The sequence below is a fragment of the Pseudomonas sp. GW821-FHT01C01 genome (assembly GCF_059422645.1).
Map to the genome: position 1 here is coordinate 87,458 of NZ_JBWKXF010000006.1, position 17,472 is coordinate 104,929.

At 58.8% G+C, this 17,472-nt stretch carries 11 protein-coding genes and 1 tRNA gene; 10 read left to right on the forward strand and 2 right to left on the reverse strand.

The genetic code is table 11. From position 1 onward, the window contains the following. Positions 1 to 31: 31 nt before the first annotated feature. Complete coding sequence (locus tag AC07XF_RS06195) at positions 32 to 1,120, reverse strand: 3-deoxy-7-phosphoheptulonate synthase (protein ID WP_495025806.1); 1,089 nt, start codon at positions 1,118 to 1,120, stop codon at positions 32 to 34. Between the two features lie 628 nt (positions 1,121 to 1,748). Between AC07XF_RS06195 and AC07XF_RS06200 the strand changes: the two genes are divergently transcribed. The 7 genes from AC07XF_RS06200 (at position 1,749) to AC07XF_RS06230 (ending at position 9,760) form a co-directional block, all read left to right on the forward strand. Continuing rightward, the gene (locus tag AC07XF_RS06200) at positions 1,749 to 2,507 is read left to right on the forward strand and encodes a carbon-nitrogen hydrolase family protein (protein ID WP_495025807.1); all 759 of its coding nucleotides are present in this window, start codon (positions 1,749 to 1,751) and stop codon (positions 2,505 to 2,507) included. Then, on the forward strand, positions 2,507 to 2,980 hold the full coding sequence (locus AC07XF_RS06205) for a GNAT family N-acetyltransferase (RefSeq protein ID WP_495025808.1): 474 nt from the start codon (positions 2,507 to 2,509) through the stop codon (positions 2,978 to 2,980). Before AC07XF_RS06200 ends, AC07XF_RS06205 begins: the two co-directional genes overlap by 1 nt. 97 nt (positions 2,981 to 3,077) lie before the next feature. Further along, positions 3,078 to 3,719: a response regulator transcription factor GacA gene (gacA, locus tag AC07XF_RS06210; protein ID WP_008015884.1), complete on the forward strand. Its 642-nt coding sequence runs from the start codon at positions 3,078 to 3,080 to the stop codon at positions 3,717 to 3,719. Between the two features lie 2 nt (positions 3,720 to 3,721). After that, complete coding sequence (gene uvrC, locus AC07XF_RS06215) at positions 3,722 to 5,545, forward strand: excinuclease ABC subunit UvrC (protein ID WP_007992983.1); 1,824 nt, start codon at positions 3,722 to 3,724, stop codon at positions 5,543 to 5,545. 32 nt (positions 5,546 to 5,577) lie between these two features. Continuing rightward, positions 5,578 to 6,138 carry a CDP-diacylglycerol--glycerol-3-phosphate 3-phosphatidyltransferase gene (gene pgsA / locus AC07XF_RS06220; RefSeq protein ID WP_007992985.1) on the forward strand — a complete coding sequence of 187 codons (561 nt, stop codon included), beginning with the start codon at positions 5,578 to 5,580 and terminating at the stop codon, positions 6,136 to 6,138. 63 nt (positions 6,139 to 6,201) lie between these two features. Further along, positions 6,202 to 6,277: transfer RNA gene (locus tag AC07XF_RS06225), tRNA-Gly, on the forward strand. A gap of 585 nt (positions 6,278 to 6,862) precedes the next feature. Beyond that, positions 6,863 to 9,760, forward strand: a complete 2,898-nt coding sequence (locus AC07XF_RS06230; RefSeq protein WP_495025809.1) for a sensor domain-containing phosphodiesterase — start codon at positions 6,863 to 6,865, stop codon at positions 9,758 to 9,760. A gap of 14 nt (positions 9,761 to 9,774) precedes the next feature. Here AC07XF_RS06230 and AC07XF_RS06235 read toward each other — a convergent pair whose 3' ends face one another. Further along, positions 9,775 to 11,112, reverse strand: coding sequence for an MFS transporter (locus tag AC07XF_RS06235; RefSeq protein ID WP_495025810.1), 1,338 nt, complete (start codon positions 11,110 to 11,112; stop codon positions 9,775 to 9,777). 403 nt (positions 11,113 to 11,515) lie between these two features. Between AC07XF_RS06235 and speF the strand changes: the two genes are divergently transcribed. From speF to potE, 3 genes are all read left to right on the forward strand, one after another. After that, positions 11,516 to 13,699: an ornithine decarboxylase SpeF gene (speF, locus tag AC07XF_RS06240; RefSeq protein ID WP_495025811.1), complete on the forward strand. Its 2,184-nt coding sequence runs from the start codon at positions 11,516 to 11,518 to the stop codon at positions 13,697 to 13,699. Positions 13,700 to 13,733: 34 nt separating this feature from the next. Beyond that, positions 13,734 to 16,034, forward strand: coding sequence for an Orn/Lys/Arg family decarboxylase (locus AC07XF_RS06245; protein ID WP_495025812.1), 2,301 nt, complete (start codon positions 13,734 to 13,736; stop codon positions 16,032 to 16,034). A 78-nt stretch (positions 16,035 to 16,112) separates the two neighbouring features. Then, positions 16,113 to 17,453, forward strand: a complete 1,341-nt coding sequence (gene potE, locus AC07XF_RS06250; protein WP_495025813.1) for a putrescine-ornithine antiporter — start codon at positions 16,113 to 16,115, stop codon at positions 17,451 to 17,453. Positions 17,454 to 17,472 lie beyond the last annotated feature (19 nt).

Genomic DNA, 17,472 nt, shown 5'->3' on the forward strand with positions numbered 1-17,472 from the left:
CTTCGGTTCAAGACTGGATGGCAATCCGGTGTCATGCTGGTTGTCGGGTGTTGTGTTGAGTGCGCAACCGGTCTGCCGCCTTGCGCAACAACTCTTGCGTCCCGGTCCAGCCCAGGCAGCCATCGGTCACCGACACGCCGTATTGCAATGACGAGCCCAGAGGCTGGCAGCCTTCGAACAAATGACTCTCGATCATCATGCCGATCAGCGAGCGATCACCTTGCAGGCGTTGCTCAAGCACATCGTTGAACACCGCCGGTTGGCGCAGCGGGTCTTTGCCACTGTTGGCATGGCTGCAATCGACCATGATCCGGGCTGGAATCTTGAGCCTGGTCAGGTCGCTGTTCACCTGGGCGACACTGGCGCGGTCGTAGTTCGGCCCACGATGGCCACCGCGCAATACCAGATGAGTGTCCGCATTGCCCGGGGTTTGAATGATCGCCGGATGCCCCTGGCTATCGATACCGAAATGGCGATGCGGGTGGGCCGCCGAACGCATGGCGTCGCTGGCGACACCGACACCACCGTCAGTCCCGTTCTTGAAACCGACCGGCATCCCCAGGCCGCTGGCCATTTCCCGGTGGATCTGCGACTCCGTCGTCCGGGCGCCAATCGCCACCCAGCTCAACAGATCGTCGAAGTAGCCGGCCGCCATCGGTTGCAACAGTTCGGTAGCCACGGGCAGGCCCAGGCGGAGCATCTCGCGCATCAACTGACGAGACAGCGTCAGGCCGCCGGCCATGTCATCGCTGCCATCCAGGTGCGGATCGTAGGCCAGGCCTTTCCAGCCGACAGTGGTCCGGGGTTTTTCGACATACGCGCGCATCACCAGTAGCATTTCGTCGCTGACTTCGGCGGCGAGGCGGGCAAGGTTGCCGGCGTACTCAAGGGCTGATTCCGGGTCGTGTATCGAGCAAGGGCCGACGATGACCAGCAGGCGGGAATCTTCACCGTTGAGGATTGCGCGAACCGCTTGGCGGTGGGCGGTGACTTGCTGGGTCAGGGCGTTGCTGAGGGGCAATTGCTGTTTGAGTTGCAATGAACTGGGCAGGCGCAGGGTCAGTGCTTCATTGGCAGGGCTCAAGGTGGACAGCGGCAGTGCAGAGACGGACGAGTTCATATTCAAGGCTTCCTGGGCTGGTGGCGGGGTCGTGCCCGCGCGCTCGGCCCTACTGGGGTGTTCGACAATTGGCCAAATTGGCTGCGTGTGAGTGCTTGCCACCTGTGGGTGACCGATCGGAGGCGGCAGGCTGTCCCGAGCGGAGGGTGGTAAATCGCCAGGCGGTAAAACTGTCGTAACGGTAGTAAGTGGCGTAGTTCATGTTCTGAATCCTCTGGATGTCTGGTGTGTTGCTAAAAATGTCGGGGCTGAAAAAACAAAACCCCCGGTCGGGAGGCCGACCGGGGGTTGAGAATTCTCTGGTGGCGACCCGTTTAAAGTGGGCGCCGTGTGGGTATCAGGCGCGCCAGTGGCTAAACCAATACCCAAAATAAAAGCTGACCGGAGCACAACCGTCATTCACCCGGGCAGCCGCAACCGAGCGCAGGGCGCTGGCGGTACGAAGCTGTAAGAGGGTGCTGAGCATGGTCGGTCTCCGATGGATGGGCCGAGCTTACTAGAGGCCGGTGCGCAGATTCAATCAGAAAATGCTATCAGGCAAGGACAACGCTTTCTATCGCTTGAGTGCCCCGAAGGTTGTGACACACTCTGCGCCTCTATGAAAAACACATCGTCACAAGGACGCACCATGACGACACTTACCCTCGCCGCCGCACAGTCGATTTCCATCGCTGGAGATCTCGCCGGCAATATCGCCAGACATCAACGTTTCATGCAGGTGGCTGCGGAGCAGGGCGTGCAATTGCTGGTGTTCCCGGAGCTATCGCTGACCGGCTACGAACGGGGGCTTGCGTCCCGATTGGCTATTGCGCCGGACGCGGCCGTACTGCAGCCGCTGCGTGATTTTGCCCGGGAAGTCGGCGTGACGGCTGTCGTCGGCATGCCGATTCGGTTGTCGGATGCATCGCCCGTGCTGATTGGCGCGCTGACATTGGGTGCCGATGGTTCTCTCGGGGTCTACAGCAAGCAGCATCTGCATCCGGGGGAGGAGGTGGCGTTTGCGCCGGGAACGGGAGGCGAGCCTCTGACAATCGGCGCCGATACCATTGCGTTGGCAGTGTGCGCAGATTTCACCCATGCCAATCATGCGGCTGTGGCCGCACAAAAAGGTGCTGGCGTGTATGCCGCAGGCGTGCTGATCACTGCAAAAGGCTATGACCCGGATACCGCATTGTTACAGGGCTACGCCGCTGGTCATTCAATGGTGGTGTTGATGGCCAACCATGGCGGTGCAACGGGTGGCTGGGAGTCGGCAGGACGTAGCGCGGTGTGGGCGTCGGACGGTTCGCTGATTGCGGCCGCCGCCGGTACCGGCAACCAGATGGTCGTTGCCCGGCGTAATCCCGCAGGCTGGACCGGAGAGGTATTGGCGGTGGAGCCAGCGTGATGGAACGCCAATGGCGGCCGGCAACGCCTGATGACCTGGAGTTCGCCCGCGAGCTGACCTGTAAAGGCATGCTGCGTTACTACATTCAGCATGATCTGTTGTGGCAGGACGAAGCGTTTGACGTGGCCTGGGCGGTGCGCGACAACCGATTGATTGCATGGGGCGACACCGTGCCGGGTTATGTCAGTCTGAGTCGTGATGCCAGAGCGTTGTACATCCGCGAATTGCACGTCGCCGAAGCGTTTCGTGGGCAGGGCATTGGGTCTTGGGTGATCGATCAGGTACTGGCTGTCGCGCGCAAGGAGCGGCGCCCGGCGTTGCGCCTGACGGTTTTTGAAAACAATCCGGCGCAAGTGTTGTACGAGCGCAAGGGATTCAGGGTGGTGGGCAAAGACGAATGTTTCCTGAGGATGCAGCTGGATATCCCTGGTCGGCATTGCTGCAACACGCTTGTGACAAGCCTTTCAAGATGAATTGAAACTTTTAATCTGACGCTTTCTGCTAGGTCTGCCAGATGCTTTTTGCTAAGGTGTCTGACAACCGAATAAGACCATATCGCGAGGTGTCTGCTTGATTAGGGTGCTAGTAGTCGATGACCATGATCTCGTTCGTACAGGCATTACACGAATGCTGGCTGACATCGATGGCCTGCAAGTAGTCGGCCAGGCCGAGTCGGGTGAGGAATCCCTGCTCAAGGCGCGTGAGCTGAAGCCCGATGTGGTGTTGATGGACGTCAAGATGCCGGGTATCGGCGGTCTTGAAGCCACTCGCAAATTATTGCGCAGTCATCCGGATATCAAGGTCGTCGCGGTGACCGTGTGTGAAGAGGATCCGTTTCCTACACGGCTGTTGCAAGCCGGTGCGGCAGGGTACCTGACCAAGGGGGCAGGATTGCCGGAAATGGTCCAGGCCATCCGCCTGGTGTTCGCCGGGCAACGCTACATCAGCCCGCAAATTGCCCAGCAACTGGCGATCAAGTCATTCCAGCCCACCAATGATTCTCCTTTCGATGCCTTGTCGGAGCGGGAAATCCAGATCGCGCTGATGATCGTCGGCTGCCAGAAAGTACAGATCATTTCCGACAAATTGTGCCTGTCCCCGAAAACCGTGAACACCTACCGTTACCGCATCTTCGAAAAGCTTTCGATCAGCAGTGATGTCGAGTTGACGCTGTTGGCGGTTCGTCATGGCATGGTCGACGCCAGCCTCTGAAAATGACCGAAACCTTTGATCCGAGCGCCTTTCTGTCGACCGTTAGCGGGCGCCCCGGCGTGTACCGCATGTTCGACAGCGAAGCGCGGTTGCTCTATGTCGGCAAGGCCAAAAACCTCAAGAATCGCTTGTCGAGTTACTTTCGCAAGACGGGGCTTGCCCCCAAGACTGCCGCACTGGTGGCGCGTATCGCCCAGGTCGAAACGACGATCACGGCCAACGAAACCGAAGCCTTGCTGCTTGAGCAGACGCTGATCAAGGAATGGCGCCCACCCTACAACATCCTGCTGCGCGACGATAAATCCTACCCCTACGTCTATCTCTCCGATGGAGAGTTTCCGCGACTGAGCATTCATCGCGGTGCGAAAAAGGCCAAGGGCAAATATTTCGGTCCTTACCCTAGCGCTGGCGCGATTCGCGAAAGCCTGAGCCTGCTGCAAAAGACGTTTTTCGTTCGGCAATGCGAAGACAGTTTTTACAAGAACCGTACACGTCCTTGCCTGCAATACCAGATCAAGCGTTGCAAGGCGCCTTGCGTCGGGCTGGTGGAGCCCCAGGTGTACGCCGAAGATGTGCGCCATTCGGTGATGTTTCTTGAAGGGCGCAGCAATGCGCTGACTGACGAATTGTCCGCTGGGATGGAGGAAGCGGCGATCAATCTCGAATTCGAGCGAGCGGCCGAGTTGCGGGACCAGATTGCGTTACTGCGCCGGGTCCAGGATCAACAGAGCATGGAGGGCGGGACCGGAGACGTCGATGTGATTGCCGCGTTCGTCAATCCTGGCGGTGCCTGTGTTCACTTGATCAGCGTGCGCGGTGGGCGGGTGTTGGGAAGCAAGAACTTCTTCCCTCAAGTCGGTATTGAAGAAGACGTTTCTGAAGTGATGGCCGCGTTTCTCGGCCAGTACTTCATCAGCAGTCCTGAACGCGACTTGCCCAGCGAGCTGATCGTCAATGTGGTCCACGATGACTTTCCAACACTGATCGCGGCCATCGAAGAGCTGCGCGGTCGTGAATTGACCATCAGCCATCGCGTGCGGGGTACGCGAGCGCGCTGGCAGCAATTGGCGGTGACCAATGCCGAGCAGGCACTGAGTGCGCGCCTGGCGAATCGTCAGCACATTACGGCGCGCTTCGATGCGCTGGCCGAAGTGCTGAAGCTGGAAGAGCCTCCACAACGACTTGAGTGCTATGACATCAGTCATTCCAGTGGCGAGGCGACGGTGGCGTCCTGCGTGGTCTTCGGCCCCGAAGGTCCGATCAAGGCCGATTACCGCCGGTACAACATCGAGGGCGTTACGGCCGGCGATGATTACGCGGCGATGCATCAGGCGTTGACCCGACGCTTCAGCAAACTGAAGGACGGGGAGGGCAAGCTGCCGGATATCCTGCTGGTGGATGGCGGTAAAGGTCAGTTGTCGATGGCCCGCGACGTGCTCGATGAATTGGCCGTGCCTGATCTGATTTTGCTCGGCGTGGCAAAAGGCGCGACGCGCAAGGCCGGTTTCGAAACCCTGTACCTGAACGACGCAGCACATGAGTTCACGTTGCGTGGCGATTCTCCCGCGCTGCATCTGATCCAGCAGATTCGCGACGAAGCCCACCGATTTGCCATTACCGGACACCGTGCCCGGCGTGGAAAAACCCGTCGGACGTCTACACTGGAAGGCGTCGCTGGCGTCGGACCAACCCGTCGGCGGGATTTGTTGAAACATTTTGGTGGATTGCAGGAGCTGTCTCGTGCAAGCATCGAAGAAATTGCCAAAGCCCCCGGGATCAGTAAAAAGCTCGCAGAGTTGATTTATGCAAATCTGCACAGCGAGTAGAATGCCCCCTCACCTCGTAGCCAGTTGTGCCGATGAATATCCCTAATCTGATTACCGTTCTACGCGTTCTGCTCATACCGATCTTCATTTTACTGTTCTACCTGCCTTACCAATGGAGCTACCTGGCATCCGCCTCGGTCTTCGCATTCGCTGCCGCCACCGACTGGCTGGACGGGTACCTTGCCCGCCGCCTGGAACAAAGCACACCGTTCGGGGCTTTTCTCGATCCGGTTGCCGACAAGCTGATGGTTGCGGTTGCATTGGTACTGTTGGTGCAGGAGCACGGAAACCTGTGGCTCACGCTGCCAGCTGCCGTGATCATCGGTCGCGAGATTGTCGTCTCGGCACTGCGCGAATGGATGGCCGAACTGGGCGCTCGTGCTCACGTTGCCGTGTCGAACCTGGGCAAATGGAAAACCGCCGCGCAAATGCTGGCGCTGGTGATCCTGCTGGCCAATCCCAAGGATTTCAGTTTCTGGGTCTTGCTGGGTTATACGTTGCTGATGGTGTCGGCTGGCCTGACGTTGTGGTCGATGGTCCAGTACTTGCGGGCTGCCTGGCCACATCTGAAGACCGACGTTGAAAAGAAATAAAACTTTTTTGAATCAAGGGGTTGACGGGGCTTCAGGATTCTATAGAATGCGCCACACCAAGACGCGGGAATAGCTCAGTTGGTAGAGCACGACCTTGCCAAGGTCGGGGTCGCGAGTTCGAGTCTCGTTTCCCGCTCCAAATATTGTTTTGCAGGGCTCCACTGAGCGCTGTAAAGCTAGAAAAAAAGAGGCTTAGGCCTCTTTTTTTTCGTCCCGCGATTTCTTTCGGAATCTGCTCGTAGCCACATCCGGGCTTTGCGCGTAGCCGTTTCCAGATAGATGACGCATAGCCGGACCCGTACATTTCTCCTCAATCGATCGAGACGAGGAGAGGTGCTACTGCCTTTGACTGACACGGCTATTCGCAACGCCAAACACTTCGGAAAAACCATACGCTCGAGGCTATGGACGGGTTGTCCCTGTTCTTTGGCGTCAAAGTGGTCACTCGAACTTCGTTTAACGGCCTCTGACGACTTCCCGCAATTGATCGCTTCTACATGCGCCGCAGCGGTTCTCGTACCCTTCAGGGCGTTCAAAAACATCACTGTAGAAAAGGTCGCTCCGGGCAACGGGTAGCGAATAACTTGTTGTCTGTCTCATAGTTGGCAATAAAGCGCATAAAACTATTGAAAAAAACTTCTATAAGCTCTAAATCGAAAGCTCACTGGCGCATTGCTAGCGGTCAGTAAGTGAGTATCGCCAGTTTTTGGCTAAGGGAGCACTGATGAGTTTTCGTCCATTGACCGACTCCCCATGGCAATCGAAAGACTGCGACGCGGTCGCATCCCAACTGAAAGGGAACCCGGATACTGCCGCAATGGCATACGCTGGCAACGAGGACACGATCGAGCAATTGCTGGATTCGGCACGCAACTGGGCCCATACCACCGCGTGGGCCGTTTACCGCGCCGGTGAGCAAATGCATTTGGTCGGGCAGGGCGACCCTCAGGGGCAGTGGCCATCAAGCGTTGCAAATGAACAGTTCGACGCCTTTTGCTCAACCAGGCGCTTGCAACGCTGGCCGACCGGTAGAGGCGAAAGTGTGTTGGGTTGGCTACTCGCACCAGTCACCGATACCGCGCAAACGGCGCTCGCCGAGTTTGCCCGGCGCTTGGGCATTCAGGTACAGACCAATACCCTGGCCCGTGCGCAGATTACTCAGCGTGTGCTGTATGAAATTACCTACCTGGCCAGTTCGACCCGCGACCGGTCAGTGTTTCTGGTGGGGGTTCACCGGCTGCTGGCCAGCCTGATCGACGCCGAAAACTTCTATCTCGCGCTGTATGACCCGCACAGTGGCAAGATTGACTACCCGTATTATGTCGACATCATCGACGTTGAGGCCCTGGAGGCCGAGAACTACGAATACCTTGACCCTTCGCGCCTGTCGTTGACCGGCCAGGTGTTGACCACTGGCCAGCCGCTGTTGATCGATTCCGCCGGCATTCTCGCGGCTCAGGCCGAGGGTCGTTTCTACTGCGTGGGTGATCGTCCCGAGTTCTGGATGGGCGCACCGTTGAAAAATGCATCGGATGACGTGTTTGGCATGCTGGCGATGCAGGTCTACGACGTTTCTCGTACCTACAGCGCTGAAGACCGCGCGCTCTTTCTGGTGGTGGCCCGCCATGTGGCCATGGCGCTCGACCGGATTCTGCACCGCGAGGACCTCGAAGGGACGGTGATGCGTCGCACCCTGGAGCTTTCGGCACTCAACGACGCATTGAGGCAGGAAGTGGCAGAACGGGAACGCGCCGAGCATCTGCAGAATGCGCTGTTCCAGATTGCTGAACTGTCGAGCCAGCCTGGCGATATGGCTGAGTTTTTTCAAACCTTGCATGGCATCGTCGGTGATCTGCTCTTCGCGCAGAACTTCTACATTGCGCTGTTCGACGACGCGATCAGAGAAGTGACCTTTCCGTATTATGTCGATGAGCGCCAGACGACACGCCCCGTGGCACGGCGTGGACGCCGGGGCTTGACTGAGTACGTGATCCGTCAGCGTCGACCTTGCCTGATTGATGCCGGCGAGGCCGAGCGATTGTCTGCGCACGGTGAAATCGAAATTGCAGATCAGTCTGTACGATCCTATTCCTGGCTGGGCATCCCATTGTTCGATGGCGATGTGGTGCGTGGCGTGCTTGCGGTGCAAAGCTATACCTCGCAGGTGCGGTATACCCTGCGTGACCAGGAATTGCTGACGTTCGTGTCGCGACACATTGACACCGCGCTGTCGCGACGCACGGCCGCAGAAGCCATCCATGCCGCCAACCTCAAGCTGGAAGCCCGGGTGCAGGACCGCACCCGCGAGCTCGATCACGCCAATGCCAAGTTGCAACACGAAAACTCCCACGATGCGCTGACCGGGCTACCGAATCGCACCTACCTGCAACAGCGCCTCAATCTGGCCTGGTCGCGGTTCAGCAGCGAAGGCGGGCACTTGGCGGTGATGTTCATCGACCTCGACCGTTTCAAGATGGTCAACGACAGCCTCGGCCACCATTTTGGCGACCTGCTGTTGATGCAGGCCGCCCACCGTCTACGCGGTTGTCTGCGTGCCTCCGACATGCTGGCTCGCCTGGGGGGCGATGAGTTTTCGGTGCTGGCTCCCGAGGCGCCGCTGGACGTGGTGATCGAAATCGCCGAACGGATCCTGGTGGCGTTTGACCTGCCGTTTTTCATCAATGGCCATGAAGTTTTTTCGTCGTGCAGTATCGGTATTGTCAGCGCTGACGGTCAGTTTCATCACGAGCCAGCGGACTTGCTGCGCGATGCCGATGCGGCGATGTACCGGGTCAAGAGTGCCGGGCGCGACAGCTACGCAGTGTTCAACCAGGAAGTGCGCCGTGAAGTCTCGGACCAGGTTGAGCGTGAAGGGGCCTTGCGCAACGCGCTCAAACGGACCGACGAACTACTGCCGTATTTCCAGCCGATTGTCAGCGTCGAAAGTGGCGAACTGTTGGCCCTGGAAGCGCTGATCCGCTGGCATCAGCCAGGTGGCCGGGTGATCGCGCCGGGCGAGTTTTTGCCGGACGTCGAGGGGTTGCGTCTGATCGGTCGACTGGACCTTTACATGCTCACCAGCATTGCAGTGATCCTCGCACAACCCCAGCACGCCAATTGGCCTGCGGTGCACGTCAATTGCTCCAGCTACAGCATGACGCGTCCGGACTTCGCCGGTGAGGTGCTTGCACTGTTGGCGCGACACGGGGTCGCGCCGTCGCGGATCTGCCTGGAGTTGACCGAAGGTGCACTGGTCGCCGAGCCGGCGATGGCCCGACTGACCATGCAGCAACTGGCCGACAACGGCATGTCGGTGGTGCTCGATGACTTCGGTGCAGGGTTTTCATCCCTGAGCTATGTGCATCAATACCGTTTCAGCGGCTTGAAGATCGACAAGTCGTTCATCCTTGAACTGACCACCAGTTCCCGCAGTCGCGCGATCGTCCGGGCGATTGTGCGGATGGCCGAATCGCTGGACCTGAGTGTGGTGGCCGAGGGTGTCGAAGATGAAGCGACCCTGGACTTGCTGCGCGAAATTGGTGCGGGGCAGGCCCAGGGTTATTATTTTGCCAAGCCGATGGGATTGGAGGATTTGTTGGCGAGTTCGCTGGTCAGTCGCTAGGGTTTGTTGACGTTTCAGGCCGCCGCGCTCACTCCGGCGCCTTTTTCCTGCGTCGCAACGTCATGCAGGGAAATCCTTGAAGTCTCCGGCAATGCCAGTCCACCTGCCAGCGCGAGCAATGCAATCGCGATGAGGTAGAACGCCGGCGACAAGTTGCTGCCGGTGGTGCTGATCAGCCACGTTGCCACCAGCGGTGCTGTGCCGCCGAAAATGGTATACGCCATGTTGTAGGTAATAGCCGATGCGGTGTATCGAGTTCGGGTAGGGAAGGTTTCCGAGAGCAAGGCCGCCGTCACCACACCACACAATACAGCGCCAATCGCCAGGAGCATGACGCCGACGACGGACGCTGCGAACGAGCCGGAGCTGGCCATCAGGAACGATGGATACACCGCCACAATCAACAGAGCGCAAGCCGTCATCACCGTGATTCGGCGCCCGACCCGATCCGAATACAGCCCGGCCAGCGGGCAGATCGCCGCCGCGAATAGCAAGGCAATCAGCGACACCAGCAACGCTGTTGCGCGACTCAGGCCACCCGCGACTTGCAGGTAGGTAGCGAAGTAGGTGGTGAACATATAAAACGAAAGTGCCGTGAGTGAGACAAAGGCACCCAGGCAACAGATAGCGGCACCATGATTGCGCAAGGTTTCCTTGAGTGGGGAATGGGCAACTGCATGTTCCTGAGTCACCGCCTGGAATGCCGGTGTCTCATCGAGCTTCCAGCGCAAGTAAAGCCCCACCAAACCCAGTGGCGCGGCGATCAGGAACGGCAGGCGCCAGCCCCAACTACCCATCGCTTCGGCCGATAATGACGCCTCGAGTGCGTAGGCCACCACGGCTGCCGCGGCGAAGGCGGAAAATGTCGACACGGGAATGAAGCTGCCGTACCAGGCGCGTTTATCACTCGGCGCATGCTCCATCAGGTAGGCACACGCACCTGCGTATTCTCCTCCGGCGGAAAAGCCTTGGGCGCAACGGATCAGGGATAGAAGAATCGGCGCCATGACCCCGATCGCCGCATAAGTGGGCAGCAGACCGATCAAGGTCGTCGCACCGGCCATCAGCAGAATCGTCATCGCAAGGGTTCGCTTGCGGCCGATCCTGTCGCCCAGCATGCCGAAGAAAATCCCTCCAAGGGGCCGAAATGCAAAGGCCACGGCGAATACCGCAAAGGTCTTGAGCAGCGCGGCACTGGCATCGCCGCTGGGGAAAAATTGCTGGGCGATGGTCGTGGCCAAAAAACCATAGACGGCGAAGTCGAACCACTCGACGAAATTGCCGATACCGGCGGCCACAATCACTCTTCTCAGCGTTTTAGGGCTGACTTGCTCTGTAGCTGTGCTCGTCATGCTGGACCTCGACAGTTCGTCAGTAAGCTATCGATTATCGGGGCAGGCACTGAGGCGGTTCACTTCAAAAGTGTCATCCACATAGTCAGCACCGACTTCACGCAGTTGTATCAGGCATGATTCGCGCCAGATTGGCGGAACGTGTGATCGCTGAGAGTTAGTTCCTTTGGATTAACCCCAATGTTTGTTCAAGCACCGAAAGGCCTGTTCGCAAAAATGGTCCCGTTATTGCGCCATGAACTACACAAAGCAGAAGTCCCGGAAAATAAACTCGGCAATAAGTAACAAATAGTAAAAATGAACTATACCCAATAGGGCAATCGCTTCTGACCCCGGGACATGATGCCTCTGAAGATGATCGTCCCAGGAACTTCAACGTCAAGCCGACCGAGAGCTTCTGGTTATGAAAGCTTTGAAAATCGCTGCCAGCGATGCAGTTCGAAATTGTTTTCGTACGACCCGTGAAATCGTCCCGTTCGACCAGACTGACCTTACCGATGTCGCCGTCGCCGTACTCTCGGTAGATGATTTGGCAGCAGGGGCGCTGGACTCCATCAAGCGAACCGGCTTCGACATTCCGATCTTCCTGGTGGCATCTCAGGGTCGCAGCAATCGCTCCCTGGAGGTCTACAAGCAACTGCAGGATGTCATTTTGCAGGTCAATGGTGTCTTCGACTTATCCAGCAATAATGCCGAGTACTACGGCAATCAACTGGAGACGGCAGCCAAAGCCTATGAAGAAAGCCTGCTGCCACCGTTCTTCGATGCGCTCAAACACTACACCGAGTCAGCCAACGCGACCTTCGCCTGCCCGGGCCACCAGGGCGGGCAGTTCTTTCGCAAGCACCCGGCTGGCCGGCAGTTTTTCGAATTCTTCGGCGAGACGCTGTTTCGCGCCGACATGTGCAACGCCGATGTCAAACTCGGTGACCTGCTGATCCACGAAGGCCCGGCGCTACTGGCGCAAAAACACGCGGCGCAAGTGTTCAACGCCGACAAAACCTACTTCGTGCTCAACGGCACCTCGGCGTCGAACAAGGTGGTGACCAACGCCCTGTTGACTCCAGGCGACCTGGTGCTGTTCGACCGCAACAATCACAAGTCCAACCACCAGGGCGCGCTGCTGCAGGCCGGGGCCACGCCGGTCTATCTGGAAACCGCGCGCAATCCCTACGGTTTCATCGGCGGGATCGACGCCCACTGCTTCGAAGAAGACTACCTGCGTCAACTGATTGCCGAAGTCGCCCCGGACAAGGCCCAACTGCCACGACCTTTTCGCCTGGCGATCATTCAACTGGGCACCTATGACGGCACCATTTACAACGCCCGGCAAGTGGTCGAGCGCATCGGCAAACTGTGCGACTACATCCTGTTCGATTCGGCGTGGGTCGGCTACGAACAGTTCATTCCGATGATGAAAGACTGCTCGCCCATGTTGCTCGACCTGGATGAAAACGATCCAGGGATCTTCGTCACCCAATCGGTACACAAACAGCAGGCCGGTTTTTCCCAGGCCTCCCAGGTGCACAAAAAAGACCGGCACATCAAAGGCCAGGCCCGCTATTGCAACCATCACCGGCTCAACAACGCGTTCATGGCCCAGGCATCCACCAGCCCTTTCTACCCGTTGTTCGCCTCGCTGGATGTGAATGCGCGCATCCACTCAGGCCGCAGCGGCCTGCGCCTGTGGGACGACTGCGTGAAGTTCGGCATCAATGCACGCAAGCTGATCCTGGAAGCCTGCACCATGGTCCGCCCATTCGTGCCGGATACCATCGACGGGCGCTTATGGCAGGACCATCCGACCGACGCCATCGCCAGCGACATCCGTTTCTTTGAGTTCCATCCGAAGGATCGCTGGCATGCCTTTCCCGGTTATGCCGAGAAGCAGTACTTCATCGACCCGTGCAAGTTGCTGTTCACCACGCCGGGCATTGACCCGGTCGATGGCAGCTACACCGATTTCGGCATTCATGCCGGCATCCTGGCCAACTTCCTGCGCCAGAACGGCATTGTTCCGGAAAAGTGTGACCTCAATTCGATCCTGTTCCTGCTCACACCGGCCGAAGACTGGGCAAAGATGAGCCATCTGGCCGCCCAAATCGCCCGTTTCGAACGCTTCGTACAAGACGACGCGCCCATGAGCCGGGTGCTGCCGGCCATCTACAGCCAGAACGAGGAGCGCTACCGCAACTACACCATTCGCCAACTCTGCCAGGAAATGCACGACCTCTACCGCCACCACAACGTGCAGCAATTGCAGAAGGACATGTTCCGCAAGGAACACTTCCCGAAAAAAGCCATGAACCCGCAACAGGCGCAAATCGAATACATCCGTGGCAACGTCGAACTGGTGGCGTTGGCGGATGCAGACGGGCGAATCGCCGCCGAAGGTGCGTTGCCTTACCCGCCGGGTGTGTTGTGCGTGGTGCCCGGGGAGATCTGGGGAGGCGCAGTGCTCAAGTACTTCCTGGCACTGGAGGAGGGCATCAACCGCTTGCCCGGCTTCACACCGGAGCTGCAAGGCGTGTACCTGAAGCAGGAAGGCGGTCGCACCCGGGCGTATGGGTACGTACTCAAGGCCTGATGCTGCACCCTCAACATTGCTCAAGGAGATACGCATGAGTCACTCGCAAACCCGATTGCCAGTCGATATGGCACAGCGCTTCCCGGTGCTGATCGTGGCCAACACCCAGGAACATGACGACAGCATCATTCTGCGCAGCGCCCAGGCGATTGCTGCCGCCCTGCATGAGCATGAGCTGGAGGTGGAGCTGGTCGGGTCGCTGGAGGAGGCAGACATCGCCGTCAGTGCCAACTCGGCCTACTGCTGCGCGATCATTGGCTGGGGCCTTTGCGAAAACAACCAGGACCAGGCGCTGAAGTTGATCCAGCTGATCCGTCGCCGCACGGCGCAGTTGCCGATCATGCTCGGCATGAGCCAGGCACATCAGCGCCGGGTACCGCTGGCTTTCGTGGAGAACATTGACGGCTTTATCTGGCTGCCCGAAGACAGCCCGGAGTTCATTGCCGGGCGCATCGAAGCCGCCGCCCGTCGTTACCTCGACAGCATTCTCCCGCCGTTTTTCGGCGCGCTGGTGAACTTCGCCGGCACCCATGAATATTCCTGGCACACCCCGGGTCACACCGGCGGTACCGCCTTCATGAAAACTGCAGTGGGCCGTACATTCCTCGACTTCTACGGCGAGCAGATGCTTCGCTCGGACCTGAGTGTATCGGTCGGCGAACTGGGCTCGCTCAATGACCATTCCGGCCCGATTGATGAAGCGGAAAAATATGCCGCACGGGTGTTTGGCGCTGACTTCACCTTCTTTTCCGTGGGCGGCAGCTCCGCGAGCAACGAGATTGTCCTGCATTCGGCGGTGACCGATGGCGACGCTGTTCTGGTCGACCGCAACTGTCACAAGTCGTTGAACTATGCCTTGAACATGTCCGGTGCGGTGCCGCTGTACTTGCGTCCACGGCGCAATGCACGTGGCTTGATCGGACCGGTGCCGCGTAGCGAACTGACGCCTGCTGCCGTCGCACAGAAGCTCGCTGACAGCCCGTTAGCAACCAACAAGACTGCCAAGCCGGTGCTGGCGGTACTGACCAACTCGACCTACGACGGCCTGTGCTACAACGTGCAGACCACCACCCGCGAGCTGAGCCAGAGCGTCGACCGCATTCACTATGACGAAGCCTGGTATGCCTATGCCCGTTTCAATCCGTTGTACGAGGGTCGCTATGGCATGCATCGTGGCGAACGGCATGCCGACGACGCCACGGTGACCGTCACCCACTCCACCCACAAGCTGTTGGCGGCGCTGTCCCAGGCCTCGATGATCCATATTCGCTCGGGCAAGGTGCCGGTCAAGCCGGCCCTGTTCAACGAAGCCTTCATGATGCACACCTCGACCTCACCGCAATACAGCATTATCGCGTCGACTGATGTCTCGGCGAAAATGATGAATGATGCCGGTGGTTACCTCACCGATGAGTCCATTGATGAAGCCATTGCCTTTCGCCAAGCCATGGTGCGCCTGAACAACGAAATACAGCAGCGCAACGCCAAGGACTGGTGGTTCGGCGTGTGGCAACCGGACCAGGTCGACGGCGTGCCTTTTGCTGACGTCGACCCGCAGGTGCTGCACCACGGCGACGCCTGGGTGCTCAAGCCTACGGCGACCTGGCACGGTTTCGGCGATTTGGGCAGCGATTACTGCATGCTTGATCCGATCAAGGTCACCGTGCTTACGCCGGGGCAAACCCTCGAAGGGCAGATGGAGAGCAGCGGCATCCCGGCCCCGCTGGTGTCGTCCTTCCTCTCCAGTCGCGGCATCGTGGTCGAGAAGACCGAACCCTACTCAATCCTGCTGCTGTTCAGCCTGGGTGTGACTAAGGGCAAATGGGGCTCGCTGGTAGCCGGCCTGATGGAATTCAAGAAACACTACGACGGCAACTCGCCCCTCGAACAAGTGATGCCTGATCTGGTGGACAGCCATGGCGACCGCTACAGCGGCATGGGCCTCAAGGACTTGGCCGAGGAGATGCACCAAGACATGCTGGCCACCAAAATGCTGCACAACATGGACGCAGCCTACACCTTGCTGCCCGACCCGGTGTCCTCGCCAAGGGCCACCTTTGCCAGCCTGGTTAAAGGTGAAATCGAACAGATTGCCGTACGCGATATGGTCAATCGCACCGTTGCCGTGCAGATCGTTCCTTATCCACCGGGTATTCCGCTGATGATGCCTGGTGAAAAAGCAGGCAATGACAAGAAGGCCATTGTCGACTACCTGCTGGCGATGGAGGCCTTCGACGGCCGCTTTCCAGGTTTCGAACATGACAACCATGGCGTCGAGATCGAGCGCGACAGCCAGGGGCGCCCAACCTACAAGGTTTACGTGGTCAAGCAGTAAGCATTAGCCCCTGTCCGGCCGCGTGCTGCACATCGCCGGACCCAGGTTCAAAACTCTGCACAAGGCAAGGAGTTTGCGATGGCTGATTCAAGCAAGAAAATGGGCCTGATGGGGCTCACGACGCTGGTAACGGTCAACATGATGGGCTCGGGTATCATCATGTTGCCCACCAATATGGCTCAACTGGGTGCCGTTTCGCTGCTGTCATGGATCTTCACTGCGATCGGCTCGATGGCCATCGCTTACTGTTTTGCCCAGTGCGGCGTCTTCTGCTCGCGCTCTGGCGGCTTGTCCGCCTACACCGAAGAAGCCCATGCAAAGTCGGGTTTTTTCCTCTGCTCCTACCTGTACTTCCTGTCCCTGGCCATCGCCAACGTGGCCGTGGCCATTTCGGCGGTGGGCTACATGACCGCCTTCGTGCCCTGGCTGGGCACGGGTGCCATTCCACTGTGCATCGGCACGATCTCGCTGATCTGGCTGACCACTTTCGCCAACTTCGGTGGTCCTGGCATCACCGGCAAGATCGGCGCTTTCACGGTGTGGGGCGTGATCATTCCGGTAGCCGGCCTGAGCATCATCGGCTGGTTCTGGTTCAAGCCCGATGTGTTGGCCGCCGCCTGGAACCCCAATAGCCTGCCGATTTCCGAAGCCATCAGCAAAGCCATCCCCCTGACCCTGTGGGCCTTCCTGGGCATGGAATCGGCGGCCCAGGCCACCGATGCCGTGGAAGACCCCAAGCGCAACGTGCCGCTGGCCTGTCTGTTCGGTACTTTGGGTGCAGCCGTGGTCTATGTGCTGTCGACCACCGTCATCCAGGGCATCATTCCCAACGCTGAACTGGCCAAGTCCTCGGCGCCCTTTGCGCTGGTCTACGCCACGATATTCAGTCCGATGGTCGGCCATATCGTCATGGCCCTGGCGGTCATGGCCTGTGTAGGCTCGCTGCTGGGCTGGCAATTTACCCTGGCGCAAACCGCGAAGATGACGGCTGACCAGGACCTGTTCCTCAAGCTGTTCAGCAAGGTCAACTCGATGAATGCGCCCGTGGTCGGCATGATCGTTTGCGGCGTGCTGCAAACCCTCATGGCCCTGTCGACCATCTCGCCCGATGCCGCCGCCCAGTTCAGCAAGCTGGTCAGCCTGGCCGCGGTCACCAACCTGATCCCCTATATCACTGCGCTGACCGGCCTGCTGGTGATCATGCACAAGGCCGGGGTCTCTTCAGCGATTCGCACGCGTAACGTGGTGGTATTGCTGATTGCCGTAACGTACTCCTTGTATGCCCTGTATGCCTGCGGCAAGGACGCAGTGATGGGCGGCACCCTGGTACTCGCTGTCGGCTACTTGCTCTATGGATTCCTCGCCAAGCGTTTCACCGAAGCGGCGCCAGCCATCCAGGCCAGAGCCGGTAATCCTTAGGCGTAGCCATCAAGACTGC

What these genes read in the sequence shown, in the direction of transcription:
- AC07XF_RS06195 (WP_495025806.1), bottom strand. Translation starts at nt 1,120, where the DNA reads ATGAACTCGTCCGTCTCTGCACTGCCGCTGTCCACCTTGAGCCCTGCC.
- AC07XF_RS06200 (WP_495025807.1), top strand. Translation starts at nt 1,749, where the DNA reads ATGACGACACTTACCCTCGCCGCCGCACAGTCGATTTCCATCGCTGGA.
- AC07XF_RS06205 (WP_495025808.1), top strand. Translation starts at nt 2,507, where the DNA reads ATGGAACGCCAATGGCGGCCGGCAACGCCTGATGACCTGGAGTTCGCC.
- uvrC (WP_007992983.1), top strand. Translation starts at nt 3,722, where the DNA reads ATGACCGAAACCTTTGATCCGAGCGCCTTTCTGTCGACCGTTAGCGGG.
- pgsA (WP_007992985.1), top strand. Translation starts at nt 5,578, where the DNA reads ATGAATATCCCTAATCTGATTACCGTTCTACGCGTTCTGCTCATACCG.
- AC07XF_RS06230 (WP_495025809.1), top strand. Translation starts at nt 6,863, where the DNA reads ATGAGTTTTCGTCCATTGACCGACTCCCCATGGCAATCGAAAGACTGC.
- AC07XF_RS06235 (WP_495025810.1), bottom strand. Translation starts at nt 11,112, where the DNA reads ATGACGAGCACAGCTACAGAGCAAGTCAGCCCTAAAACGCTGAGAAGA.
- speF (WP_495025811.1), top strand. Translation starts at nt 11,516, where the DNA reads ATGAAAGCTTTGAAAATCGCTGCCAGCGATGCAGTTCGAAATTGTTTT.
- AC07XF_RS06245 (WP_495025812.1), top strand. Translation starts at nt 13,734, where the DNA reads ATGAGTCACTCGCAAACCCGATTGCCAGTCGATATGGCACAGCGCTTC.
- potE (WP_495025813.1), top strand. Translation starts at nt 16,113, where the DNA reads ATGGCTGATTCAAGCAAGAAAATGGGCCTGATGGGGCTCACGACGCTG.